The following is a 23,612-nucleotide window of genomic DNA, read 5'->3' as shown; positions in this document are numbered from 1 at the left end:
AAGGGGTTTCTTTTGCAGCTCGGGGGCAAGCTGGGGCTGCCCAGCGAGAGGGATGGTCCGTACCTGCTCCTGAGGGGCCTGGTTCGCCTGCTCAACTATGAAGTCACCCAAGAACTCTTGAAGCAGGCTAAGGGAGGGCGAGGAAGGAGTTTTGGGTAAAGCCCTGAGTAGAGGGGGTGCTCTCGGTTTGGAAGCGTAGCACCCCCTCTTTTTTCACACCCCAGGGGTTGGGTCAAGTAGCACACGAAGGGATGAGAGCTCAGCCTCCGTGCTCACTCCAGCAGGTGGCCCAGAAAGAGGCGGACGTAGCCGAAGTATACGAAGACCCCTAGGAGGTCCATGATGGAGGTGATGGCGGGGCCGCTTAGCGTGGCGGGGTCCACGCCGAAGCGCTTAGCCAGGAAAGGAAGGGCAGAGCCGATCAAGCCCCCGAGGATGGTGACCGTGGTCATGGCCAGACCCACCACCAGCAGGATGTCCCAACCCACGCCTTTGGAGAAGAAGGCCAGGACGGCTTCCAGTATGCCGATGACGATGCCCAGGCTTAGGGCCACGGGCACCTCCCGCCTGAGGATGAGGAGGTAGTCCCTGAGCCGCGGCCGCACCTGCCCCAGGGCCAGGGAGCGGATGACCAGGGTGGCCGCCTGGCTACCCGTGTTCCCCCCCATGTCGATGATGGGGGCGATGAAGGCGGCGAGGACGATGACGCGCTCCAGGACCTCCTCCTGTTCGGCCACGTAGGTGGAGACGAAGACCCCAAAGAGGGTCAGAAGGGCTAGCCAGATCACCCGGGTCCGGAAGAGTACGCCCAGAGGGCTCCTGAGGTAGTCCACGTCGGGGCCTTTTGGGGGAAGGATGCCCCCAAAGGTGGTGAGCCGTTGGGCTTCGTGTTCCTCCACCAGCTCCACACCGCGCTCGGCATCGATGGCCCCCACCAACCGCCCCTCCTTGTCCACTACCGCCACCAGGGGGTACTGGTGGCGCTTGAACAGCTCGGCCACCTGGTCCTGGGAGTCGTAGGCGGAGACGGCGGCCCCGACCACCGCCAGGTCCTTTAGGGTTGTTTGGGGGTCCGCTTTGAGGAGCCGGGCCAGGGGCACGTAGCCCTGGTAAATCCTGCCCGGCCCCAGCACGAAGATCACCTCCAGGTTCTCTGTGGGAAGTGGGGAGTCTTTCACCCGCTTCAAGGCCTCCTCTACCGTGGTTTCCTCGGGGAGGGCCAGGTAATCCGGGTTCATCACCCGGCCTGCGCTACCCTCGGGGTAGCCCAGGAGCAGGCTGACCCCTTCCCGAGCCTCTGGGGAGAGCTCCTGCAGGAGCCGCTTGACCACCTTGGCAGGGAGCTCCTCAAAAAGCCTTACCCGTTCCTCTGCCTTCAGGCTCTCCAAGAGGGGCAGGAGGTCGGGGTCCTCCATGGCCTTGACCAGCTCGGCCTGCTCGGGGCGGTCCAAGGCCTCGAAGACGGCCAGGGCCCGCTCCTTGTCCAGCAGGCGGAAGACAAGGGCCCTGCGGGGGGACTCCAACAGCCTAAGGCAAAACACGATCTCCTGGGGGCTGGCTTGCCCCAGGAGGAGCTTTACGCTCTGCAGGTTTCCTTCCTCCAAAAGGCTCATGAGGTTCCGGCAGACCAAAGGCATGGCTCCACCTCGTAAGGGTTTCCTTGATCCCTGGAAACGAACGTTCCAGGCCATACCCCTCGAGCGCGACCTATGAGGAAAGCGCCTAGGGGCAACTTTTGCCGTTGGCCTCACCCTTGGGAGAGCCGATTTGGCGTTTTAGGGGGAAGGGAAGGTGGAGAGGGAGGCTTCCCAAGGGCCTGGGTGACTTTGCGGGCCTTCTTCTCGCACCTTGGTCTCACCTCCTCTCCGCATACCCTTTTCAGGGTAGGGGGTGAGGGAGGTTTTGTCAACCCTGTGGGCTGGGGCCTACGGAAGCTCACGGGCAAGCCCTACGGCGTTCAGGACCTCCTGGCCTATGAAGAAGAGTCCTAACCCTCTCCCTCGCACCCCCCGGGCAGAAGGGCCTCCCTGACCTCGAGGTCCAGCACCCGCTTCAGCTCCTCTTTCCGCTCGCAAATCTCCCGCACGATGGCCCGCACCTCCTCGGGGTTCTCGAGGTAGGCCCTCTGCAGTTGGTCAAGGAGGATGGGGAACTCCAACACTTCGGCCAGGACGTAGTCATCGTCAAAGTCCTCCGGGTTGGCCAGCATCTCCTTCAGCGTTTCCCAACGGTCTCTGGCCCTCTCCAACGGGCTGGGCCACTTGAACTCTTCCTCCATCGGGGCCTCCTTCCTTAGGGCGGCTTCTTAGGGAGAGGATACCACGGCCCTCGAGGCCGGCCTGGCCCCTGGCTTTTAGAAAAAGCGGCGGGGTAATAGCCGCGAACGCCGCAAACGCTCTCCAGGACGGCATGCCCACTTGCGGCTATTCGCCCCCTCTTCCCCGCAATAGCCGCACAATAGCCGCAGGCAGAAATGCCCTACCAGACGGGCTTCGCGGCTATTGCGGCTATTGCGGCTATTCGCTTCCCCCTTCTTTCTAAAAGGACTTGGGGGGGCTACCCCAAGAGGCCCTGGCCCGGGGCCTGGGGGAGGGGCCCCGGGAGGCCTCCTGGGCCTCGAGGGTCAGGCCGCGGCGGCGGTGGGGCTACGGTGAGAAGGGCCTCCCACATCGTGAAGGGAAGGCACAAGTTTGCAGGGGGAGGCCTCCCCCCGGCCTTGACCGGGCCTCGAGGGGGCCTCGCCTCGGGCGGTTTCTCCGGCCATAATGGCCCCAGGAGGACTCATGTTGAGAGGAGACGACCCCCAGGCTCTCCTCAACTGGGCTGAGGAGTACTGGCCCGTCATCCGGGACGCTCTCCTCAACCCCGATGACTGGGACGACCAGGAGTGGCTGAGTGAGGTGTCTGAACTGGGCCACCTGTACGGCCTCTTGAAGCGGGCACGCCCCACCACCCCCGAGGAGAGGGAACGCCTTTCCCGCCTGGTGGAGGACATCCGGGCCGTGGTCTCCCGCTACGGCCTGGAGCCCCCAAAGCTCCCTGAGGGTATCTAGGACCGGTCTTCAGGGGGCGCTCCTGGAGGCCCCTTTTCCCTCGGAGGATGCGGGCCGCCTTGGCCCCGCGCTTCTCCCCGAAGACCGCTTGCGGGGTTTATGCAAAAGAGCCCTAGAGATTCGTCGCAACTCTATGCACATCGGCCCCTTAGGGCGCATAGAGTTGAGGAGGTGGGGGCGTGAAGGCCGCGGGGAGTAATGCCCGCCCCCTTCCCCGAGGGGCGGCGATGGTGGCCCACACCGGCCACGGGGCCTGTAGCTGGTTGGCCCCGCCTCCACATCAACCGCCATACCCGCTCCTCGGTACCTCGCCCCTCGAGGCCTGCTTCACGCTTTAGGTCAGCAACCTGAGCCGGGAAGACTCAAGCCTGGTAGGCCGTGCGGGACTTGAACCCGCGACCACCGGCTTATAAGGCCGGCGCTCTCACCAGCTGAGCTAACGGCCCCGGCACAGGGGCATTATAGAGCCCGCATCGTGTTGCGCAATAGGAGATGGGCGAAGGGGAGAGGGGTCTCGAGGGCTAAAGCTCAGGTTATCCTCAGCCTCTCTCGGGTCAGGACTATGGCCTCATGGATGAGCTCAGGTGGTCTCGGTCCAGCACCTGGAGCCCGTGGGCCACTGGCACTTCGCCCACAGCTTCGTGCGGGGCAACTGGCGGAAGGAGGGGGAGTCCAGCCCCTTCCTCCTGGCCAAGAGCGTCCACGACCTGGACTGGCTCCTCTTCCTGATGCCTGGGGAGGTGGCCCGGGTGGCCTCCTTCGGGGGCCTCTACCACTTCCGCCCGGAGAGGAGGCCCAAGGGGGCGGCGGAGCGGTGCCTTCTCTGCCCCGAGGAGGTGGAGAGGGCTTGCCCCTTCTCGGCCAGGCGCATCTACCTGGAGGCCTACGAGAGGGGGGAGCGGGGCTGGCCTCTGGACGTGGTGGCCTTCCCGGTGGCCCGGGAGAACCTGGAGCGGGCTTTGGCGGAGGGCCCCTACGGGGAGTGCGTCTATTGGGGAAAGAACGACGTGGCCGACCACCAGGTGGTGGCCCTGGAGTGCCGGGATGGCCGCACGGCCAGCTTTCACGCCGAGGGGCTTTCCCGGATGCGCTTTCGGGAGACGCGGCTTTTTGGGACGGGCGGGGAGATCTGGGGGGACGGGCGGTACATCCGCATCTTTGACTTTGTGAAGGGCGAAGGGACCGTGGACCTGAAGGGGGAGGCGGAGGGGTCCATCCGTTCGGGATACGGGGGCGGGGACTTTGGGCTTATGGCGGCCTTCATGGCGGCGGTTGAGCGGGAGGACCCGGGGCTTTTGGAGCCCTTTGAGGAGGTCCTCTACGCCCACCGGCTCACCTTTTTGGCGGAGGCGGCCAGGAGGGCGGGGCGGGTGGTGGAGGTAGAGGAAGGCCCCCGGCCCTGAGACCGGGGGCGGTTTGGCGGAGAGGGCGGGATTCGAACCCGCGAGGCAGGTTTAAGCCCGCCTACACGATTTCCAGTCGTGTCCCTTCAGCCACTCGGGCACCTCTCCAAGCGCCAAGCCTGAGTGTACCAAGGGGGGATTCCTCCGTCAAGTAAGCTTTTAGGCGTGCGGGTGGTGGTGGCCCACGAGAACCTGGACTTTGATGCCCTGGGGTCCATGGTCCTGGCGGGCAAGCTCTTTCCCGGGAGCCTCCTGGCGGTGGTGGGGGGCCTCGAGGGTCCCCTAAAGGAGATCGCCCCCCTTCTGGAGGACCGCCTGGACCTGGTGCCCGCCTCGGAGGTGCCTTTGGATCGGGTCACCGAGGTGATCCTGGTGGACAACGCCCGCCCCGAGCGCATCGGCCCCTTCCGGGCCCTGGTGGGGAAGGTGCCCTTCCTGGTCTTTGACCACCACCCCCGCTTGCCCGGGGACGTGCCCGCTGTGGGGGGGCGGGTCCAGGAGGTGGGGGCCACGGTGAGCCTTCTGGTTCCCCTCCTCCAGGAACGGGGCCTGGGCCTCACCCCCTTGGAGGCCACCTTGGCCTACGCGGGGATTTGGGAGGACACCGGGGGCTTCAGCTTTCCCTCCACCAAGCCTTTAGACCTGGAGGCCGCCCACTTCCTGGCCCTCATGGGGGCCGAGATCCCCCGGGTAAGGACCTGGGTCCGGGCCCCTCTGGGCCCGGAGGCCAGGGCCATCTTCCAGGAGCTTCTCAAAAGCGCCAGGGTGGTGGAGGTGGAGGGGTTTCGCCTCCTCCTGGCCCGGGCCAAAGAAGAGGGGTACGTGCCTGCCCTGGCCCCCCTGGCCCACACCCTTCTGGACCTGCACGAGGCGGACGGGGTCCTCCTCGTCCTGCGCCTGGGGAAGGAGGCGCTTCTCATCGCCCGAAGCCGGGCCCGCCTGGACGTGGCCCGCTGGCTGGCCCAGGTGGGGGGCGGGGGGCATCCCCGGGCCGCCTTCGCCCGGGTCAGGGGGGAGAGGCGGGCCCTAAACCTCCTCCTCACCACCCTTGCCCAGCACCTGGACCCCGAGCCCACCCTGGGGGAGGTGATGACCGCCCCCGTGGAGGTCTTAAAGCCCACCACGGTGCGGGAGGCCCTGCGGGTCCTGGAGGAACGGGGGTACGGGGCCATGCCCGTGGTGGTGCCCCTCCCCGAGGGCGGGGTCAGGGTTTTAGGGATCGCCAGGAGGCGGGACCTCAAGAAGGCCGAGCGCCTGGGGCTTTCCCACCACCCGGTGGAGGGGTTTCTGGCCCGGGCCGTGGTCCTGCCCCCCGACACCCCCCTGTCCCAGGCGGAGGCCAGGCTCAAGGAGGGCGGGGGACGGCTCCTGGTGGGGGAGCCGGTGGGGGAGGGATACAGGCTCCTCGGCATCTTCACCCGCACCGACCTCTACCGCAAGCGCCCCTCCCCGGAGGCCCCTTTAGGGGAGCGCCTTCTCTTTTCCCTCCCCGAGGGGGTCAGGCGGGTGCTTCTGGCCCTCAAGGAGGCTTTCCCCCAGGGGGTCTACCTGGTGGGGGGTGCGGTGCGGGACGCCCTTCTTTTGCGGTCCGGCCCCGACATAGACCTGGTGTTGGAGCCGGGGGTGCGGGTGGAGGAGGTGGCCCGCCTTTTGGTGGAGCGCTTTGGGGGTAGTTACGCCCTCCACTACGCCTTCGGCACGGGGAGGGTGCGCCTGCCCTTCGGCCTTTCCGTGGACCTGGCGGAAAGCCGGGAGGAGGTCTACCCTTACCCCGGGGCCCTACCGGAGGTGCGGCCCGCCCCCATCGCCAAGGACCTGGAGCGCCGGGACTACACGGTGAACGCCATGGCCCTCTCCCTGGCCACCCTGGAGCTTTTGGACCCTTACGGGGGCCTTTCGGACCTGGAGGCCAGGCTTTTAAGGCCCCTCCACCCCCTTTCCTTCGTGGAGGACCCGAGCCGCATCGTCCGGGGGGCCCGCCTGGCGGCCCGGCTCGCCTTCCGCTTCGCCGAGGAGGCCCTGAAGGCCCTTCCCCCGGCCCTTCTCCCCGAGGTCCTGGCCACGGCCAGCAAGAGCCGGCTTCGGGACGAGCTCCTCCTCACCCTCGAGGAGGACACCTTCCTGGAGGCCCTGACCCTGCTGGAGGCGCTTTCCGCCCTCTACCCCCTCTACCGCCTCCGCCTGCCCCCCAAGGAGCCCTTCGCCAGGCTCAAGGGGGAGGGGAAGGCCCTGGTGGAGGCCAGGCTTCTCCTCCTCCTCTACTTCCAGGAGGACCCCATGGAAAGGGCCCAGGCCCTGGCCCTCCCCAGGTGCCTCAGGGAGGGGCTTGCCCTACTCCTCAGGGCGGGTAGGGGAGAGGCCGATCGGGAGGCCTTGGAGAAGGAGCCCCTTAGGAGCGCCTTCCTGGCCCTCTTCCCGGAGAAGGAGGCCTGGCTTGCGGAAAGGCCCAGGGTCCTCATGGGGAGGGACCTTCTGGAGATGGGCCTGCAGCCCGGGCCAAAGATCGGGGAGATCCTGAGGCGGGTGGCCGAGGCCCGGGCCAGGGGCGAGGTGCGGACCTTTGAGGAGGAGCTGGCCCTAGCCCGTAGACTGGTGGGCGATGGGACTCTTCCCTCTCCTGAATGACCCCCCGGTCTTCCTGGTGGCCTTCGCCTTGGCCGCCCTGGGGCTTGTACTCCACAACCTCTTCCAGGCCTACCTGGCGGACCGCTATGGGGAAACCGCCCCCAGGCGCTACGGCTTCCTCTCCCTGGACCTAAGGGTCCACCTGGAGCCTTTGGGCCTGGTGCTCCTTCTCCTTCTGGGCTTTGGCTGGCCCCGCTTTGTGCCCACCAACCTGCCGGGGTGGAAAGGGGCCATGGTGGCCTTCATGGGGCCTTTGGGCTTCTTCTTCGCCGCCTTCCTCTATGGCCTTTTGGCCCGCTTCCTGCCCTATCCCTTTGGGGAGGGGCTTCTGGTGGCCCAGCGCCTCATGCTCCTCCACGCCGCCATCTACCTTTTCCCCGTCCCGCCCCTGGACGGGGCCAAGGCCCTTTACGCCGTGGGGGGCCTCGAGGCCCGGCGCTTCCTGGACCAGATCGCTGCCCTGGGGCCTCTGGGCTTCATCCTCATCTTCCTGGTCCTCTCCTTTGCCGGGGTCACGGCCACCGTGGCCCAGGGGCTTTCCGGCCTCCTGGATAGCGTCTACCGGGTTCTTGGCCTATGATCGCCCTCCTGCAGCAGGACCCCCTGGCCTTCGCCCTGGCCTTTTCGGCCCTCCTCCTGAGCCTGGCCCTCCACGAGTGGGGCCACGCCTACGCCGCCTACCGCTTTGGCGATGACACCGCCAGGCGCCTGGGCCGCCTCACCCTGAACCCCCTAAAGCACCTGGACCCTTTGGGCACGGTCCTGCTCCTTCTCGTGGGGTTCGGCTGGGCCAAGCCGGTGCCGGTGAACCCCTGGGCCTTCCGGAGCTACCGCCTGGGCCTTTTTGTGGTCTCCATCGCCGGCATCGTCATCAACCTGGCCCTGGCGGTCCTCTTCGCCCTTCTGGTGCGGGGGCTGTTCGCCTTGGACCCCTGGGGCGTGGCCCTCACCTTCCGGGGGGAGGGGCAGACCTTCCTCGGGGTTTTAGCCCTGGCCTTCTTCTTCGCCAGCAGCGTCAACCTGCTCCTGGCCGTCTTCAACCTCCTGCCCATTCTGCCCCTGGACGGCTCCAAGATCCTGCAAAGCCTTCTGCCCCTCTCCTGGCACCCTTTTCTCTGGCGGCTTGAGCAGTATGCTTGGCTCTCCTTCCTCCTCATCCTCACCGTGCTCCGGGGGCCTATCCAGGAGGTGCTCCGCTTCGCCCGCAGGGCCTTCTTTGGGTTTTTCTTTAGCTAGGCTGGGGGTATGCGCAGCTTTAAATACCCCACCCTCCTGCCCCTCTTGGGCTGGCTCAACGGGATCGCCCTGGCCCTCCTGGGGGCGGGGCTCGGGGTGGCCTAATACCACCCCATGCTGGCTTGCGCCAGCATGGGGGCCCCGGCAAAGGGGAAGACCGGGCCTTTAGGCTGGGGCTTCTCGCCCTGGCGGTCTCCGCCCTACAGCTTATTCTGGGAGGCGGCCTCCTCCAGCCAGCCCTGGAGGACCTTCAGGTTCCAGGCGTCCTCCTCGGGGCTCCTGGGGGTCTCCAGGATGAAGACCCGGCCCCTCAGCCTGGGGTCTAGAAGGACCTCCTTGAGGCCCTCGCCGATCTGGCCCTGGAGGAGGTGGGCGTGGTGGTCTATGCGGCTCCCCAAGCCGCCCACGGAGTCGTTGAGGTGGACCACCGGCACCCGCTCCAGGCCCACCGCCTTATCCAAGGCGATGAGGACCCCTTGGGGGTCTTCCTTCACGTCGTAGCCGGCGGCGAAGGCGTGGCAGGTGTCTAAGCAGGCCTGCAGGGGGGTGTCCTCCAGGAGCCAGGCCAGCTCCTCAAAGCGGCTTCCCACCTTCTCCCCGCCCCCGGCGGTGTTCTCCAGAAGGAGGGTGGGCTTCCCCCTGACCCCCGCCAGGCGGAGGGCCTTGAGGGCCCCCTCCTTGACCCTCTTGGGGTCCCCGGAGCCGGGGTGGACCACCACGTACTCCACGCCCAGGATGGCCGCCTTCTCCAGGTCGTCGGCCAGGCTCATGACGCTCTTTTCCCAGAGCTCCCCCTCGGCCCCCAGGTTCACCAGGTAGGAGGCGTGGATGACGGCGGGCATCCCCCCCGCCATCTCCTTCAGGGCCCGGAAGGCCTCCACCTCGTTTGCGGCGAGGGGCCGGGTCCTCCAGCTCCTGGGGCTTTTGGCGAAGATCTGGAAGGCGGTGAGCCCCAGGGCCATGGCCTCCTCGAGGGCCCCGGCCACCCCCTTCTTGCTGGCGATGGAGAGGTGAAACCCGTAGCGGACCATCACTCCTCCAGGACCTCGAGGCGCACCCGGGTGGCGGAAAGGGCCCCGATGGCCTTGGCGGCTGCGTAGGAGAGGTCAATGATGTACCGCCCTCCAAAAGGCCCCCGGTCGTTGATGCGCACCACCACGCTCCGGCCGTTTTTGGGGTTGGTCACCCGCACCCGGGTGCCGAAGGGGAGGGTGGGGTGGGCGGCGGTGAGGGCGTGCAAGTCGTAGATTTCGCCGCTGGCCGTCCTTTTGCCGTGGAAGCCGGGGCCGTACCAGACGGCGAGGCCTTCTTGGAAGAAGCGCCCCCTGGGTTCTTTTGGCCCTTCCCCACCCACCCTCAGCACCTGGCCGGGGTAGATGCGCTCCGAGGTGAGGCCGTTTAGCCGCATGAGCTCGGCCACGGTGAGGCCGTGGGCTTTGGCGATGCGGTAGAGGGTGTCCCCCGGCTTCACGGTGTAGGTCTGGGCCAGGGCCAGGGCCAGGGCGAAAACGAGCCATAGGGCGAGAAGGCGCATCCTAGACCTCCAGGTAGCCCCGGGGAAATCGGGAAAGGAGCTCTATCCCGTCCTCGGTGATGAGGACCAGCTCCTCAATCCGCACCCCGCCCACCCCGGGCAGGTAGACCCCGGGCTCCACGGTGACCACCATGCCGGGCTCCAGGACCTCTTCGGTGTAGGGGGAAAGCCCCGGTCCCTCGTGGACGGCGAGGCCCACCCCGTGACCCAGGGAGTGGACGAAATAGCGGTCCAGGCCGTGGCGCCCCAGGGCCTCGCGGGCCAGGGCGTCCACCTCCTTCCCCGTCCTTCCGGGCTTAAGGCCCTGAAGGGCCACCTCGAGGGCCTCCTGGACTGCCTCGTAGACCCGGCGCATCTCCGGAGAAGGCTTCCCCAGGGCCACGGTGCGGGTCATATCCGAGTGGTACCCCGCCACCTTGGCCCCCAGGTCCAGGGTGATGAGCTCCCCGGGCTCCAGGCGCTTCTCCGAGGCCCCGGCGTGGGGCAGGGCCCCCCTCGCCCCGGAGGCCACGATGGGGGGGAAGGCCACGTCCTCCGCGCCCTCTTTGCGCAGGAAGAACTCTATCTCCAGGGCCACTTCCCGCTCCTCCACCCCGGGCCTTAGGAGGGTCAGGGCCCGCTCCAGGGCCCTTTCCGCCAGGGCCTGGGCCTGGCGGATCCTCGCCACTTCCTCGGGGCTTTTCTTGAGGCGGAGGCGCTCTATGACCCCCTTGGTGGGTACCCACTCCGCAGGAGAAAGCTCCCGCAGGCGCTCCAGGGCGGCGTAGGGGAGGTGCTCCGCCTCAAAGCCCACCCGGCCCCTCAGGTCCTGGAAGAGGGCCTCCCTCTCCTCCCGCTTCAGGACCCTGGCGGGGATGCGGCTTTCCCGCTCCGCCTCGGGGTAGCGGGGGTCGGTGAGGAGGAAGGCCCCTTCGGGGGCGATGAGGACCTGGGCGTCCTCGGGGTGGGGGAAGCCCGTGAGGTAGCGGACGTTCTCCGGGCGGGTGATGTAGAGGGCGTCCAGCTCCAGAGGTTCTAGGAGGGCTTGCGGTTCCGGCACGGGGGCACTATACCCCTAGCTCCACACCCTGGTAAAGCGCCTCTACGGAGAGGGTTACGGGAGGGCAGGGGAGGGCTAGGGCCTCTTTAGGGCCTAGGGCCCGGTAGACCCAAGTTTCCCCCTGCCGCAGGTAGGCCTCCAGGCTCATCCTGCGGCTATCCACCATGAGGTAGGCCTTCAGCGAGGGTAGGCGCAGGTAGTGCCAAAGCTTCTTCCCCCGATCCAGGTCCTCCGTGCTCTCGGAGAGGATCTCAACGAGAAGGCAGGGGGTTTCCTCGTAGAGGGGAGAGGGGGAGGGGTCGCATACCACCATGAGGTCGGGGTAAAAGACCGTGTCCTGGGCAGTCTTGAGGCGGCGGTCCGCCGCGTAGGCCTCGTATCCTTGGGCTAGGGCTGCGGGGGCCAGCTGGAGGAGAAGGCGGGTGAGGAGCTGGTTGTGGGCCTTCCCCGCCCCCGCCATGGCCCACAAAAAGCCTTCCACCAGGTGGTGGCGGCGGGAACTCGCCGCCTCCAGGGCCAGGTAGGCCTCGAGGCTCAGGGGCTTGGCGGCCGCCTCACCCATGGGGCCATTCTACCCTTTCCAGGGCGAAGCGGGCCTTCCCCTCCTCGTCCTCCACGCCGGTCCCGAAGCCCTCGAGGGGCCCCTCGGCCAGCTCCACGGCCAGGACCTCGCCGGCGATCCTGTCCCCGTGGCGCTTTAGCGCCTCCAGATAGGCCCCTTCCGCCTGGTAGCGCACGCGGATGCGGTCCGCCACCTTCAGGCCCATGCTCTTCCTGGCCTCCTGCAGGAGGCGGATCAGGTCCCGGGCCAGGCCCTCCAGCTTCAGCTCCTCGGTGACCCGCACCTCCAAGGCGGCCACGTACCCGTTCTTCTCCAGGGCCTGGTACCCCTCGGGGGCCTGGGCCTCGAGGAGGACCTCCTCGGGCAGGAGGTGGAGGACCTGACCGCCCACCTCCAGGGCCACGCCCTCGCCCTTTAAAAGGGCGGCCACCACCCGGTCCTTCTCCCTCTCCAGGGCCTCTTTGATCCCGGGGACCAGGCGCCCGTACTTCTTGCCCAAGAGCTTGAGGTTGGGGAGGACCCGGTAGGAGAGGACCTCCTCCCCGGGCTCCAGGACCCGCACCTCCTTGACGTTGAGCTCCTCGGCGATCTCGGGGGCGAAGTGGCGAAGGCCCTCCCGTTCCAAGGGGGTGGGGGCGGTGACGAGGAGGAGGGGAAGAGGGGTTCTGGTCTTGACCCCGCTTCTGGCCCGGGCCGAGCGGGCTAGCTCCACCACCCTAAGGACCGCCCGCATCTTGGTCACCAGCGCCTCGTCCACCAAAGCCGGGTCCACCTCCGGCCAGTCGGCCAGGTGGACGCTTTCTTTGGCCCCTTCGTCCACGCTTCTCACCAAGTTCTGCCAGAGGACCTCGGCCAGATAGGGGGTGAAGGGGGCGGAGAGCTTGGCGATGAGGACCAGGGCCTCGTAGAGGGTGGCGTAGGCCGACTCCCGGTCCAGGGCGTCCTCGTTTTTCCAGTAGCGCCGCCTCCCCCGGCGCACGTACCACTGGGAGAGGTCCTCCACCACGAAGTCCCGGAGGGCGCGGCTAGAGGTGGTGGGGTCATGGGCCTCGAGGGCCTCGGTCACCCTCTGGATGAGGTCCTGCATGCGGGCGAGAAGCCAGCGGTCCAGCTCGGGCCGCTCCTTGGGCGGGGGCGGGGACTTCAGGTTGGGGCGGTCCAGGTTGGCGTAGGTGACGAAGAAGCTATAAACGTTCCAGAGGGTGAGGAAGTAGTCCCGCACCGTTTCCCGCACCAGGTTGGGGCCGAAGCGGCGGTCGGCCTCCGGGGGGGCGGAGATGTAGATGTACCACCGGAGGGCGTCCGCCCCGAACTCCCGGATGATGTCCCAGGGGTCCACCACGTTGCCCTTGGACTTGGACATCTTCTGCCCCTTCTCGTCCAGGATGAGGCCGTGGCAGATGACGTTTTTAAAGGCGATGGAGCCGAAGAGCATCACCCCGAGCTGGTGCAAAGAGTTGAACCAGCCCCGGGTCTGGTCAACGCCCTCGGCGATGAAGTCGGCGGGGAAGGCCTCCCGGAACTCCGCTTCGTTCTCAAAGGGGTAGTGGATGGAGGCGAAGGGCATGGCCCCGGAGTCGTACCAGACGTCAATGACGTAGGGGACCCGGCGCATGGTCCCGCCGCAGGCGCACCCTAGCTCCACCCGGTCCACGTGGGGGCGGTGGGGGTCAAAGGGCTCGGGGAGGGGAGTTTTGGCCCTGGCCTTAAGCTCGGCGAAGCTCCCGATGGCCTCCTCCTTGCCGCAGGCCTCGCAGACCCAGATGGGGAGGGGGGTGCCCCAGTAGCGGTTGCGGCTTAGCGCCCAGTCCACCAGGTTTCTCAGCCACTCCCCGTAGCGGCCCTCCTTGATGTGGGGCGGCACCCAGTTGATCTCCTGGTTCTTGCGGATGAGCTCCTCCTTGAAGGCGGTGTTTCGGATGAACCAGGTCTCGGTGGCGTAGTACATGAGGGGGGTGGAGCACCGCCAGCAGTGGGGGTAGCTGTGGAGGATCTGCTCCTCCTTAAAGAGGAGGCCCCGCGCCCTTAGGTCCTTGAGGACGGCCCGGTTGGCCTCCCGGAAGAAGAGGCCCTCAAAGGGGGCCACCCTCATCTTCCCCTCCTCGTCCACGGTCTTGAGGAGGGGAAGGCCGTAGCGCCTGGCCGTCTCCAGGTCCTCGGCGCCGAAGGCGGGGGCCTGGTGGACGATGCCGGTGCCCTCCTCCCGGCTCACGTAGTCGGCGAGGACGGTGAAGTACCCCCGCTCCAGCTCCTGGGGATAGGGGGGCTCGTAGGGGAGGCCCTCGAGGTCCTTCCCCAGGAAGGTTCTGAGGACGGGCGTCTCCTCGCCCAGAAGCCCTTTCCCCAGGCCCTCTTCCAGGATCAGGGCCTCCTCGCCCAGGGCGAAGGCGGCGTAGGTGTACTCGGGGTGGAGGGCGGCGGCCACGTTGCCGGGCAGGGTCCAGGGCGTGGTGGTCCAGATGAGGAGGCTAGCCCGCTCTAGGCCCAGCCTCCCGGGCTCCTTGAGGGGCAGGCGCACGTAGACCGAGGGGTCGTGGATCTCCTTGTAGCCCAAAGCGAGCTCGTGGGAGGAGAGGGGGGTGCCGCACCGCGGGCAGTAGGGCACCACCTTGTGGTCCCGGTAGAGGAGGCCCCGGTCAAAGAGGCGCTTCAGGCTCCACCAGATGCTCTCAATGTAGGTGGGGTGCAGGGTGGCGTAGGCGTTTTCCAGGTCCACCCAGTAGGCGAGGCGCTCGGTGAAGGCCTCCCACTCCTTCTCGTAGGTGAAGACCGACTCCCGGCAGGCCTGGTTGAAGCGCTCAATGCCGTAGGCCTCAATCTCCCGCTTGCTCTTTAGCCCCAGTTTCTTCTCCACCTCCAGCTCCACGGGCAGGCCGTGGGTGTCCCAGCCCGCCCGCCTGGGGGCGTAGTAGCCCTGCATGGTCTTGAAGCGGGGGAAGAGGTCCTTGTAGCTCCGGGCCTGGGCGTGGCCCACGTGGGGCATGCCGTTGGCCGTGGGGGGGCCCTCGTAGACGGCGTAGCGGGGGGCGCCCTTGCGGGCCTCCACGCTCTTTTGGAAGATCTTCTCCCGCTTCCAGAAGGCCAGGATCTCCTCTTCCAGCCTGGGAAAGTCCGGCTCGCCGACCTCTTTGAACATCCCTCACCTCCTAGCAAAACGCCCGCGCCCAAAGGCGCGGACGAAAGCCACGAAGACTTCCGCGGTACCACCGCGCTTCCTGGGTCGCCCCAGGCCCTCGTTGAGGCGCTATTACGGGCGCCACCCGGCGGGCATTACTCGGGGGTTGCCCTTTCCTCCCGCGGCTCCGGGGTGATCTTCCCACCCGCCCTCACCGCCGGGCTTCCACCCTCCCCGGCTCGCTAGGGGCTTTTGGGCGGAGGTACTCTCCCCATCCTCGCCTTTACAACCCGCCAGCCCTGAGGTAGAATCCCCTGCTGGCGGCTAAGGCTATGCTAGCAGGCCCCTCCCTACCTTGACAACGCCCTTTAGCCGTCTGCTAGACTCTAGCTAAGCCGGTCCTTTCCCGCCAAAAGGAGCCCAACATGGAGCTTTATCTGGACACCGCCGACTTGGAGGAGATACGGGAGATCGCCCTTTGGGGCGTTCTCTCCGGGGTCACCACCAACCCTACCCTGGTGGCCAAGGCCTTTGCCGGGGAGCGCCTCACCTGGGAAAGGCTTAGCCAGCACCTGAAAGCCGTCTGCGAGCTAGCCGGAGGGCCCGTTTCCGCCGAGGTCACGGCCCTCGAGGCCAAGGCCATGGTGGAGGAGGGAAGAAGGCTCGCCGCCCTCCACCCCAACATCGTGGTCAAGCTCCCCACCACCGAGGAGGGCCTCAAGGCCTGCCGGGTATTGAGCGCCGAGGGCATCCGGGTCAACATGACCCTCATCTTTTCCGCCAACCAGGCCCTCCTGGCGGCCCGGGCGGGGGCCAGCTACGTGAGCCCCTTCCTGGGCCGGGTGGACGACATCTCCTGGGACGGGGGAGAGCTTTTGAGGGAGATCGTGGAGATGCGGGAGGTCCAGGACCTGCCGGTGCGGGTCATCGCCGCCTCCATCCGCCACCCCCGCCACGTGACGGAGGCCGCCCTTCTGGGGGCCGACATCGCCACCATGCCCCACGCCGTCTTCAAGGCCCTCCTCAAGCATCCCCTGACGGACCTAGGCCTCAAGCGCTTTATGGAGGATTGGGAGAAGGTCAAGCCATGAAGAAGAAAGCGGAAACCCCTGAGACGACCCTTTCCTACCAAGACCTGGCGGGGAAGATCCTGCCGGAGCTCCACCTGTTGGCCCAGGAAGCTGGCATTGAGAACTACAAGCGCATGAAGAAGGACCAGCTCATCATGGCCCTCCTGGAAAGGCAGACCCAGGGGGAGGGTTTGCAGCTGGTGAGGGGATACTTGGAAATCAGCCCCGATGGCTACGGCTTCCTCACGGAGAACCTCTACAACCTCGAGTCCCGGGTGGCCATCGTCTCCGCCGGGCTCATCCGCCAGTACGCCCTAAGGAGCGGGGACTACATCGTGGGCCGGGCCCGGCCCCCCAGGGAGAACGAGCGCTACGGAACCCTCATCAAGGTGGAGGCGGTCAACGACCTAGACCCCGAGGCCGCCAAGAACCGCCCCCGCTTTGACGAGCTCATCCCCCAGTTCCCCGACCGGCAGATCCGGCTGGAGACCACCCCGGACGAGCTCTCCACCCGGGTCATTGACCTCCTGGCCCCCATCGGCCGGGGGCAGCGGGGGCTCATCGTGGCCCCGCCCAAGGCCGGTAAGACCACCCTCCTCAAGAAGATCGCCAACGCCGTCCTCAAAAACGAGCCCGACATCAAGGTCATCGTCCTCCTCATCGACGAGCGGCCCGAGGAGGTCACGGACTTCCGGGAAAGCGTAGAGGGGGCCGAGGTCATCGCCAGCACCTTTGACGAGCCCCCCCAGAACCACATCCGGGTGGCGGAGTTCGTCCACGAGCGGGCCAAGCGCATCGTGGAGGAGGGCGGGCACGTGATGATCCTCCTGGACTCCATCACCCGCCTGGCCCGGGCCAACAACCTGGTGACCCCGCCCACGGGCCGCACCCTCTCAGGGGGGCTGGACTCCGCCGCCCTCTACTTCCCCAAGCGCTTCCTGGGGGCCGCCCGCAACATCCGGGGGGGCGGGAGCCTCACCATCCTGGCCACCGCCCTGGTGGAGACGGGAAGCCGGATGGACGATGTGATCTTTGAGGAGTTCAAGGGCACGGGCAACATGGAGCTCCACCTCTCCCGCCGCCTCGAGGAGCGCCGCATCTTCCCGGCCATAGACATCCTGAAGTCGGGCACCCGGCGGGAAGAGCTCCTTTTGGGCGAGGAGGTGGTCCACAAGATGTGGCTTCTGCGCAAGGTTCTGGCGGACATGGACCCCGCCGAGGCCATGGAGATGCTCCTCTCCCGCCTGGCCCGCACCAAGAGCAACAAGGAGTTCCTGGCCGCTTTGGCGGCCCGCTAGGCCTTTTGCCCCTTGCCCTTTTCGCCCGGGGGGTTGGTATAATCTCCCCGGGCTTGGTTTTTGGAGGTGACCTTTGCGGGGGATTTTGGGAGCTTTGTGCGTATTTTGCGCCTTGCCCGCCTGGGCCAAGCTACCCATCTTGAGCCCCCTGCCTCTTCCGGAGGCCACGGTGGAGGTGGGGGGAACGGCCAGGAAGGGGTGGGTGCTCTACACGGTGCGCCCCGGGGACACCCTGGCGGGCATCGCCGCCCGCTACGGGGTGGACCCCAGGCACATCCTGTGGTCCAGCGGCCTTAAGGACGACCGCCTCCAGGTGGGCCAGGAGCTCCGCATCCCCCTGGTGGCGGTGGAGGAGCGAAAGCCCCGCATCCCCCCTGGGGTGGAGGTCTACCGGGTCCGGCCCGGGGACACCCTGGCCTCTTTGAGCCAGCGCTTTGGCCTTTCGCCTTTGGAGCTTGTCTCCGCCAACCCCTCTTTGGAGAGCCTGGACAGGCTGGTGGCGGGGAGCCTCCTTTACATTCCCAAGAAGACCAAGGGGCTTCTGGTGGCCCTGCCGGAGGGGGAGACGTTGGTGGATCTGGCCCGGCGCTTTGGCCTCTCCCCACTGGAGGTGGCCAAGGCCAACGGCCTGGAGGACCCCACGGCCCTCCGCCCCGGGGACCTGGTCCTCCTGCCCGGCATAGAGGCCAAGGCCACCTACCAGCGCTTGCTCGCCAAGCAGGAGGCGGAAAGGCAGGCCCGTCTCGAGGCCGAGCGCAAGCGCCAGGAGGAGCTTAGGCGCCTGGCCGAGGAGCGGAGGCGGCAGGAGGCCTTGCGCCAGGCCCAGCTTCGCCAAGCCCAGGTCCGCCAGGCCCAGGTTCAAAGGCCCCAGGTGCGCCGGGTGAGCTACCAGGAAGGGGGGATGCGCTGGCCCCTTTCCGGCTTCCGCATCACCACCTACTTCGGCGGGCGGGGAGCCTTCCAGCGCTACCACACCGGCATTGACCTGGCCGCGCCCTACGGCACGCCCATCGTGGCCGCCAAGTCGGGCCAGGTGCAGGTGGCGGGCTGGAGCTCCTTCGGCTACGGCTTCCACGTGGTCCTGGACCACGGGGGCGGGGTGGAGACCCTCTACGCCCACATGAGCCGCATCGCCGTGCGGCCAGGCCAGTGGGTGGAGGCCGGGGATCTCATCGGTTACGTGGGTTCCACGGGCTGGTCCACGGGTCCCCACCTCCACTTTGAGGTGCGGGTGAACGGGGTGCCCCGGAACCCTCTGGCCTACCTGCCCTAAGCCGGGGCCTGGCCCGGGGGGCGCCGCCCCCCGGGTTTGTGCCTCACCACCCTTGACCCCCTGAGGCGTAAGGTGGAGGATGGAGGTCGGCATGGAGAAGGGCACCTTCCAGATCAAGACCGGGTTCGCCGAGATGTTCAAGGGCGGGGTGATCATGGACGTGACCACCCCGGAGCAGGCCATCATCGCCGAGGAGGCGGGGGCGGTGGCGGTCATGGCCTTGGAGAGGGTTCCCGCCGACATCCGGGCCCAGGGGGGCGTGGCCCGCATGTCCGACCCCAAGATCATCAAGGAGATCATGGCGGCGGTGTCCATCCCCGTGATGGCCAAGGTGCGGATCGGCCACTTCGTGGAGGCCATGATCCTGGAGGCCATCGGAGTGGACTTCATAGACGAGTCCGAGGTCCTGACCCCCGCCGACGAGGAGCACCACATTGACAAGTGGAAGTTCAAAGTGCCCTTCGTGAACGGGGCCCGGGACCTGGGGGAGGCCCTTAGGCGCATCGCCGAGGGGGCGGCCATGATCCGCACCAAGGGGGAGGCGGGCACGGGCAACGTGGTGGAGGCGGTGCGCCATGCCCGCACCATGTGGAAGCAGATCCGCTACGTCCAGTCGCTTCGCGAGGACGAGCTTGTGGCCTACGCTAAGGAGATCGGGGCGCCCTTGGAGCTGGTGCGCTGGGTGCACCAGCACGGGCGGCTTCCCGTGGTGAACTTCGCCGCCGGGGGCATCGCCACCCCTGCCGACGCCGCCCTCATGATGCACTTGGGTATGGACGGGGTCTTCGTGGGCTCGGGCATCTTCAAGTCCGGGGACCCCAAGAAGCGGGCCCGGGCCATCGTGCGGGCGGTGACCCACTACAACGACCCCGAGGTCCTGGCCGAGGTCAGCGAGGACCTGGGGGAGCCCATGGTGGGCATCAACCTGGACCAGCTCAAGGAAGAGGAAAGGCTTGCCAAGCGGGGCTGGTAGGGCGGTCTGCGGGGTCTACGAGATCCACCCGGAAAGGGTGGAGCGGGCCAGGGCCGCCCTTCCCGAGGAAGGCCTTTTGCAAAGGGCGGCCCTCCTCCTCAAGGCCCTTTCCGACCCCACCCGCATGCGTCTCCTCCTGGCCCTAAGGGCGGCGGGGGAGCTTTGCGTGTGCGACCTGGCCCTCCTGGCCGGGGTCTCGGTTTCGGCGGTGAGCCACCAGCTCAGGCTTCTCCGCCAGGCCCGGCTGGTGGCCTTCCGCCGGGAGGGGAAGCAGGTCTACTACCGCCTCGCCGACCAGCACGTGGAGGCCCTCTTGGAGGGGGCCCTGGCCCACGCGGAAGAAGACACTTGAACGATTGCTCAAATGACGCTACCCTGGGGGCATGGAACCCACTCCCAGGGTTTACCGCGTGGAGGGCATGGACTGCCCCGACTGCGCCCGCCACGTGGAGGAGGCCGCCAGGAGCCTGCCGGGCGTGGCGGCGGCCCAGGTTAGCTTCGCCAGCGGAAAGCTCTTCTTGGTGGTGGAAAACCCCCAGGCGGAAAAGGAGCTGGAGCGGGTCCTGAGGCCCATGGGGTACCGTCTGCAGCCCGAGGGCCTCCGCGCTAGGCGTTTTCCCGGCCCCTGGCCCTGGGCCCTCCTCACCGGGGGCCTCCTTGCCCTGGCCTTCCTCCTCGCCCAGGCCTGGCCCCAGTGGGGGACCTATGGGTACGCCCTGGCGGCCCTCCTGGGGGCTTTCCCCTTGGCCAGGCGGGCCCTGGCCGGCCTCCGCCAGAACCCCTTCAGCATGCAGGCCCTGGTGGTCCTGGCTACCCTGGGGGCCCTCATCCTGGGGGCCTGGGCCGAGGCGGCGGTGGTGGTCTTCCTCTTCCTGGTGGGGGAGGTGCTGGAGGCCTACAGCGTGGACCGCTCCCGCAAGGCCATCTTCGCCCTGGCGAGCCTTCTGCCCAGGCGGGCCCTAAGGCTGGAGGGGGAGGAGGTCCGGGAGGTTCCCCTTGGGGCCCTGAAGCCCGGGGACCGGGTACGGGTGCCCCAGGGGGAGAGGGTGCCTGCGGACGGGGTGGTCCTGGAGGGAGAGGCGGAGGTGGAGGAGGCCGCCTTCACTGGGGAGCCCCTGCCCCAGAGGCGAGGGGTCGGGGAGAGGGTCTACGGGGGGAGCCTGGTGGTGACGGGGAGCCTTCTCCTCAGGGTGGAGAAGGCCCCCCTCGAGGGCTTCCTGGCCCAGATGGAGCGCCTGGCCGAGGAGGCCCTTTTGCGCAAGTCCCAGATGGAGCGGCTGGTGGACGCCTTCAGCCGCCGCTACACCCCGGCCGTCCTCCTCCTGGCCCTCTTCTGGGGCGGGGTTCTGCCCCTCTTTGTGGGGGAGTTCCAGCGCCACCTCTACCAGGCCCTGGCCCTCCTCCTCATCGCCTGCCCCTGCGCCTTGGTGGTCTCGGTGCCCGCCGCCGTGGCCGCCGGGGTGGCCCGGGGGGCCAGACTCGGGGTTCTCTTCAAGGGGGGTGGGGCTTTGGAGCGGCTGGGCTGGGTGCGCCACCTGGCCCTGGACAAGACCGGGACCCTCACCCTGGGGGAGCCCAGGCTTTTGCGGGTGGAGCCCCTGGGGCTTCCCGAGGCCGAGGCTTTGGCCCTGGCGGCGGCGGTGGGGGTGGGGATGAGCCACCCCCTGGCCCGGGCGGTGCGGGAAAGGGCCCGGGGGCTTCCCCTCCCTGAGGCCAGGGCGCACCGGGGGGTTCCCGGCCTAGGGGTCTTCGCCCAGGTGGAGGGGGAGGAGGTGGGGCTTATGCGCCCGGGCGCCCTTGCCCTCTCTCCCGAGCTCGCCCGCCGGGTGGCAGCCCTGGAGGCCGAGGGGTACAGCCTGGCCCTCCTGGTGAAGGGAGAAAGGCCCCTGGCCCTCTTCCTCTTCGCCGATGCCCCAAGGCCCGAGGCCCGGGAGGTCCTGGAAGAGGTGCGCCGCTTGGGGCTGAAGCCCTTCCTCCTGACGGGGGACGGCGAGGCGGCGGCCCTGGGCCTGGGCCGGGCCCTAGGTCTGGGCCCGGAGGAGGTGCGGGCCCGCCTCACCCCCGAGGCCAAGCTGGAGCTGGTGGCGGCGTTGGACCGGGAGGGGGGGGTGGCCATGGTGGGGGACGGGGTCAACGACGCCCCCGCCCTGGCCCGGGCCACGGTGGGCTTGGCGGTCCTGGAGGGCACCGAGGTGGCCCTGAAGGCGGCGGACGCCGGGCTTATGAGCCTTAGGGCCCTTCCCCGGGCCATTCGCTTAAGCCGCTTCCTGAGGCGGGTGATTTTCCAGAACATCGCCCTGGCCGTGGGCCTCAAGGGCCTCTTCCTCCTCACCACCCTTCTTGGCCTGACCGGGCTCTGGCCCGCGGTCCTGGCCGACAACGGGGCCCTGGTCCTGGTCAGCCTGAACAGCCTGCGCCTCCTCTGGGCCCGGGTATAATCCCCCCATGCTGGTCAGGCGCTGGGTGGAGCAAATCTTGGAAAGCGAGAGCAAAGGGGGCTTCCTCCTTTTCTTTGCCGCCCTTCTGGCCCTCTTTCTGGCCAATAGCCCTTGGGCGGCCTCGTACTTCGCCCTCAAGGAGGTGCCTGTGGGCCTGCGGATAGGGGAGTTCGCCCTGGAGAAACCCCTTGTCCTCTGGGTGAACGACCTGCTCATGGCCCTTTTCTTCCTTCTGGTGGGCTTGGAGCTGAAAAGAGAGCTCCTTGTGGGGGAGCTTAGGGAGGTCCGCCGGGCGGGGCTGGCCCTGTCGGCCGCTTTGGGGGGGATGGCGGTCCCCGCTGGCCTTTACCTCCTTCTCAACGCCCAGGGGGCCGAGGCCCGGGGTTGGGGTATCCCCATGGCCACGGACATCGCCTTCGCTCTGGGGGTGATGGCCCTGGTTCCCGGGGTGCCCTTGGGCCTCAAGCTCTTCCTGCTCACTTTGGCCATCGTGGACGACCTGGGGGCGGTCCTGGTCATCGCCCTCTTCTACACGGAGGGACTGAACCTGGGGGCCTTGGCCTGGGCGGGAGCGGTCCTGGGCCTGGCGCTCCTCCTAAACCGCCTCGGGGTGCGGTGGCTCTGGCCCTACCTCCTCCTGGGGCTTCCCCTTTGGTACCTCATCCTGAAGTCGGGGCTTCACGCCACCTTAGCGGGGGTTCTTCTGGCCTTGGCCATTCCCCTGCGCCTTCCCAGGCCCTTCCAGGGGGCTACCCGGGAGGAGGAGCCGGAGGCTTTGGAGCTGGAGCTGGAAACCTTGGAGGAGGAGGTGGAGGGGGCGCAAAGCCCCCTGCACCGCCTGGAGCATTCCCTCCATCCCTGGGTGGCCTACGCCATCCTTCCCCTCTTCGCCTTCTTCAACGCCGGGGTGGGCCTGGCGGGCCTTTCCCTGGGGAGCGTGGCCTTTGGGGTGGCCCTGGGCCTCCTCCTGGGCAAGCCCCTGGGGATCTTGCTGGGGGCTTGGCTTGCCCTGCGCCTGGGCCTTGGGATGCTGCCCGAGGGGGTGGGGTTCAAGGGCATCCTGGCGGTAGGGTTTTTGGCCGGGATCGGCTTCACCATGGCCCTCTTCATCGCCGGGCTGGCCTTTGCCGGGGAGCTTTTGGACCAGGCCAAGGTGGGGGTCCTGGGGGCCTCCCTGCTGGCCGGCATCTTGGGCTTTGCCCTCCTCCGGGGCTTCCAGGCGAGGGCCTCGAGGCCGGAGGCTTTGTAGCCTGGACAAAACTTGTACAACAAGTCTTCCCTCATACTCTTCCTTGGAGGGAAGCGATGAAAAAGGTTTTGGCGCTTTTGGCGGTTTTGGCGGTAAGCGGTCTGGCCCTGGCCCAGGGGGCCATGGTGCGGGTGGCCCACCTCTCCCCGGATGCTCCGGCGGTGGACGTCCTGGTGAACGGCCAGCGGGCCATCACCAACTTGGCCTTTAAGGAGGTCACCCGCTACATCCCCCTGCCCGCGGCCAAGGTGCGGGTGCAGGTGGTCCCCGCCGGGCAGAGCTCGCCGGTGGTCATAGACGCGGAGCTGGACCTGAAGGAGGGCGTGTACTACACCGTGGCCGCCACCGGCTTCCTGAATAGTATCCGGCCCCAGGTCTACACGGACTCCCTGGCGGGCTTCTTCCCCCGGGCAGGGTACGCCCGGGTGCGGGTGGTCCACGCCTCCCCCGACGCCCCGGCGGTGGACGTGGCCGTGAAGGGGGGCCCGGTCCTCTTCGCGGGCCTTCCCTTCCCCCGGGCCAGCACCTACCTCTCCGTGCCCGCGGGGACCTATGACCTCGAGGTCCGGGCGGCGGGCACCACCACCGTGGCGCTGGCCCTTCCCGGCGTGACCCTGGAAAGCGGTAAGATGTACACCTTCTTCGCCGTGGGCAGCCTCGGCCAGGGGACCCTCACCGTGGTGGCCGCGGTGGACGCCACCGTCCTTGGGGGCCGCTAAGGCTCCTAAGCCCCCCTTCCCCGGG

General features: G+C 67.8%; 20 protein-coding genes and 2 tRNA genes. 13 read left to right on the top strand and 9 right to left on the bottom strand.

Annotated elements, in window-relative coordinates; translation table 11 throughout:
• Window positions 1–272 precede the first annotated feature (272 nt).
• Together mgtE and BVI061214_RS11285 are read right to left on the bottom strand one after the other, a co-directional pair.
• A complete protein-coding gene (gene mgtE, locus BVI061214_RS11290) occupies window positions 273–1,637 on the bottom strand; it encodes a magnesium transporter (RefSeq protein WP_053768453.1) in 1,365 nt (454 codons plus the stop codon).
• A gap of 350 nt (window positions 1,638–1,987) precedes the next feature.
• Complete coding sequence (locus tag BVI061214_RS11285) at window positions 1,988–2,209, bottom strand: hypothetical protein (RefSeq protein ID WP_248841764.1); 222 nt, start codon at window positions 2,207–2,209, stop codon at window positions 1,988–1,990.
• A 574-nt stretch (window positions 2,210–2,783) separates the two neighbouring features.
• Between BVI061214_RS11285 and BVI061214_RS11280 the strand changes: the two genes are divergently transcribed.
• Window positions 2,784–3,053 (top strand): hypothetical protein, encoded by a 270-nt coding sequence (locus BVI061214_RS11280; RefSeq protein ID WP_053768451.1) that lies wholly within the window; start codon window positions 2,784–2,786, stop codon window positions 3,051–3,053.
• A gap of 369 nt (window positions 3,054–3,422) precedes the next feature.
• Here BVI061214_RS11280 and BVI061214_RS11275 read toward each other — a convergent pair.
• Window positions 3,423–3,499: transfer RNA gene (locus tag BVI061214_RS11275), tRNA-Ile, on the bottom strand.
• 138 nt (window positions 3,500–3,637) lie between these two features.
• On the opposite strand from BVI061214_RS11275, the gene BVI061214_RS11270 reads away from it, so the two are divergent.
• Window positions 3,638–4,456, top strand: a complete 819-nt coding sequence (locus tag BVI061214_RS11270; protein ID WP_082333152.1) for a Gfo/Idh/MocA family oxidoreductase — start codon at window positions 3,638–3,640, stop codon at window positions 4,454–4,456.
• A gap of 14 nt (window positions 4,457–4,470) precedes the next feature.
• Here the strand turns inward: BVI061214_RS11270 and BVI061214_RS11265 are convergent.
• Window positions 4,471–4,564: transfer RNA gene (locus BVI061214_RS11265), tRNA-Ser, on the bottom strand.
• 57 nt (window positions 4,565–4,621) lie between these two features.
• On the opposite strand from BVI061214_RS11265, the gene BVI061214_RS11260 reads away from it, so the two are divergent.
• The 3 genes from BVI061214_RS11260 to BVI061214_RS11250 are packed head-to-tail and all read left to right on the top strand — an operon-like array spanning window position 4,622 to window position 8,317.
• Window positions 4,622–7,081, top strand: a complete 2,460-nt coding sequence (locus tag BVI061214_RS11260) for a CBS domain-containing protein (protein ID WP_053768450.1) — start codon at window positions 4,622–4,624, stop codon at window positions 7,079–7,081.
• Window positions 7,056–7,661 (top strand): zinc metalloprotease, encoded by a 606-nt coding sequence (locus BVI061214_RS11255; protein ID WP_053768449.1) that lies wholly within the window; start codon window positions 7,056–7,058, stop codon window positions 7,659–7,661. The genes BVI061214_RS11260 and BVI061214_RS11255 overlap by 26 nt, the downstream gene beginning before the upstream one ends.
• The gene (locus BVI061214_RS11250) at window positions 7,658–8,317 is read left to right on the top strand and encodes a site-2 protease family protein (protein ID WP_053768448.1); all 660 of its coding nucleotides are present in this window, start codon (window positions 7,658–7,660) and stop codon (window positions 8,315–8,317) included. Before BVI061214_RS11255 ends, BVI061214_RS11250 begins: the two co-directional genes overlap by 4 nt.
• Before the next feature lie 200 nt (window positions 8,318–8,517).
• Here the strand turns inward: BVI061214_RS11250 and nfo are convergent, their stop codons facing one another.
• From nfo to ileS, 5 genes are read right to left on the bottom strand one after another with little or no spacing between them, the layout of a single operon-like run.
• Window positions 8,518–9,348, bottom strand: coding sequence for an endonuclease IV (nfo, locus tag BVI061214_RS11245; protein WP_053768447.1), 831 nt, complete (start codon window positions 9,346–9,348; stop codon window positions 8,518–8,520).
• Complete coding sequence (locus tag BVI061214_RS11240) at window positions 9,348–9,851, bottom strand: septal ring lytic transglycosylase RlpA family protein (protein ID WP_053768446.1); 504 nt, start codon at window positions 9,849–9,851, stop codon at window positions 9,348–9,350. The genes nfo and BVI061214_RS11240 overlap by 1 nt, the downstream gene beginning before the upstream one ends.
• 1 nt (window position 9,852) lies before the next feature.
• Window positions 9,853–10,890: a M24 family metallopeptidase gene (locus BVI061214_RS11235; RefSeq protein ID WP_053768445.1), complete on the bottom strand. Its 1,038-nt coding sequence runs from the start codon at window positions 10,888–10,890 to the stop codon at window positions 9,853–9,855.
• A gap of 7 nt (window positions 10,891–10,897) precedes the next feature.
• Window positions 10,898–11,452, bottom strand: coding sequence for a Uma2 family endonuclease (locus BVI061214_RS11230; protein WP_053768444.1), 555 nt, complete (start codon window positions 11,450–11,452; stop codon window positions 10,898–10,900).
• Window positions 11,445–14,588, bottom strand: a complete 3,144-nt coding sequence (gene ileS / locus BVI061214_RS11225; protein WP_053768443.1) for an isoleucine--tRNA ligase — start codon at window positions 14,586–14,588, stop codon at window positions 11,445–11,447. The genes BVI061214_RS11230 and ileS overlap by 8 nt, the downstream gene beginning before the upstream one ends.
• A gap of 404 nt (window positions 14,589–14,992) precedes the next feature.
• On the opposite strand from ileS, the gene fsa reads away from it, so the two are divergent.
• The 8 genes from fsa (at window position 14,993) to BVI061214_RS11185 (ending at window position 23,587) form a co-directional block, all read left to right on the top strand.
• Window positions 14,993–15,658, top strand: a complete 666-nt coding sequence (gene fsa, locus BVI061214_RS11220) for a fructose-6-phosphate aldolase (protein WP_003044689.1) — start codon at window positions 14,993–14,995, stop codon at window positions 15,656–15,658.
• The gene (gene rho, locus BVI061214_RS11215; RefSeq protein WP_053768442.1) at window positions 15,655–16,935 is read left to right on the top strand and encodes a transcription termination factor Rho; all 1,281 of its coding nucleotides are present in this window, start codon (window positions 15,655–15,657) and stop codon (window positions 16,933–16,935) included. The genes fsa and rho overlap by 4 nt, the downstream gene beginning before the upstream one ends.
• A gap of 112 nt (window positions 16,936–17,047) precedes the next feature.
• Window positions 17,048–18,208 (top strand): peptidoglycan DD-metalloendopeptidase family protein, encoded by a 1,161-nt coding sequence (locus tag BVI061214_RS11210; protein WP_487246346.1) that lies wholly within the window; start codon window positions 17,048–17,050, stop codon window positions 18,206–18,208.
• 91 nt (window positions 18,209–18,299) lie between these two features.
• Complete coding sequence (gene pdxS, locus BVI061214_RS11205; protein ID WP_053768667.1) at window positions 18,300–19,181, top strand: pyridoxal 5'-phosphate synthase lyase subunit PdxS; 882 nt, start codon at window positions 18,300–18,302, stop codon at window positions 19,179–19,181.
• Entirely contained in the window at window positions 19,162–19,533 is a 372-nt protein-coding gene (locus BVI061214_RS11200) for an ArsR/SmtB family transcription factor (protein WP_040684186.1), read from the top strand. The genes pdxS and BVI061214_RS11200 overlap by 20 nt, the downstream gene beginning before the upstream one ends.
• 31 nt (window positions 19,534–19,564) lie before the next feature.
• Window positions 19,565–21,619 carry a heavy metal translocating P-type ATPase gene (locus BVI061214_RS11195; RefSeq protein ID WP_053768440.1) on the top strand — a complete coding sequence of 685 codons (2,055 nt, stop codon included), beginning with the start codon at window positions 19,565–19,567 and terminating at the stop codon, window positions 21,617–21,619.
• A 7-nt stretch (window positions 21,620–21,626) separates the two neighbouring features.
• The gene (nhaA, locus tag BVI061214_RS11190; protein WP_053768439.1) at window positions 21,627–22,868 is read left to right on the top strand and encodes a Na+/H+ antiporter NhaA; all 1,242 of its coding nucleotides are present in this window, start codon (window positions 21,627–21,629) and stop codon (window positions 22,866–22,868) included.
• Window positions 22,869–22,924: 56 nt separating this feature from the next.
• Window positions 22,925–23,587 (top strand): DUF4397 domain-containing protein, encoded by a 663-nt coding sequence (locus tag BVI061214_RS11185; protein ID WP_053768438.1) that lies wholly within the window; start codon window positions 22,925–22,927, stop codon window positions 23,585–23,587.
• The last annotated feature ends 25 nt before the right edge of the window (window positions 23,588–23,612 follow it).

Origin of the sequence: Thermus aquaticus (genome assembly GCF_001280255.1) — a bacterium.
In the GTDB taxonomy this organism is placed as follows: domain Bacteria; phylum Deinococcota; class Deinococci; order Deinococcales; family Thermaceae; genus Thermus; species Thermus aquaticus.
The sequence above is the reverse complement of the archived record's forward strand: the minus strand, read 5'-3'. Positions and strand labels throughout refer to the sequence as shown.

Coding starts and splice junctions, on each gene's coding strand:
- rho (WP_053768442.1), top strand. CDS start 15,655: ATGAAGAAGAAAGCGGAAACCCCTGAGACGACCCTTTCCTACCAAGAC.
- BVI061214_RS11255 (WP_053768449.1), top strand. CDS start 7,056: ATGGGACTCTTCCCTCTCCTGAATGACCCCCCGGTCTTCCTGGTGGCC.
- BVI061214_RS11185 (WP_053768438.1), top strand. CDS start 22,925: ATGAAAAAGGTTTTGGCGCTTTTGGCGGTTTTGGCGGTAAGCGGTCTG.
- BVI061214_RS11230 (WP_053768444.1), bottom strand. CDS start 11,452: ATGGGTGAGGCGGCCGCCAAGCCCCTGAGCCTCGAGGCCTACCTGGCC.
- nhaA (WP_053768439.1), top strand. CDS start 21,627: ATGCTGGTCAGGCGCTGGGTGGAGCAAATCTTGGAAAGCGAGAGCAAA.
- pdxS (WP_053768667.1), top strand. CDS start 18,300: ATGGAGAAGGGCACCTTCCAGATCAAGACCGGGTTCGCCGAGATGTTC.
- mgtE (WP_053768453.1), bottom strand. CDS start 1,637: ATGCCTTTGGTCTGCCGGAACCTCATGAGCCTTTTGGAGGAAGGAAAC.
- BVI061214_RS11195 (WP_053768440.1), top strand. CDS start 19,565: ATGGAACCCACTCCCAGGGTTTACCGCGTGGAGGGCATGGACTGCCCC.
- fsa (WP_003044689.1), top strand. CDS start 14,993: ATGGAGCTTTATCTGGACACCGCCGACTTGGAGGAGATACGGGAGATC.
- BVI061214_RS11285 (WP_248841764.1), bottom strand. CDS start 2,209: ATGCTGGCCAACCCGGAGGACTTTGACGATGACTACGTCCTGGCCGAA.
- ileS (WP_053768443.1), bottom strand. CDS start 14,588: ATGTTCAAAGAGGTCGGCGAGCCGGACTTTCCCAGGCTGGAAGAGGAG.
- BVI061214_RS11280 (WP_053768451.1), top strand. CDS start 2,784: ATGTTGAGAGGAGACGACCCCCAGGCTCTCCTCAACTGGGCTGAGGAG.
- BVI061214_RS11250 (WP_053768448.1), top strand. CDS start 7,658: ATGATCGCCCTCCTGCAGCAGGACCCCCTGGCCTTCGCCCTGGCCTTT.
- BVI061214_RS11240 (WP_053768446.1), bottom strand. CDS start 9,851: ATGCGCCTTCTCGCCCTATGGCTCGTTTTCGCCCTGGCCCTGGCCCTG.
- nfo (WP_053768447.1), bottom strand. CDS start 9,348: ATGGTCCGCTACGGGTTTCACCTCTCCATCGCCAGCAAGAAGGGGGTG.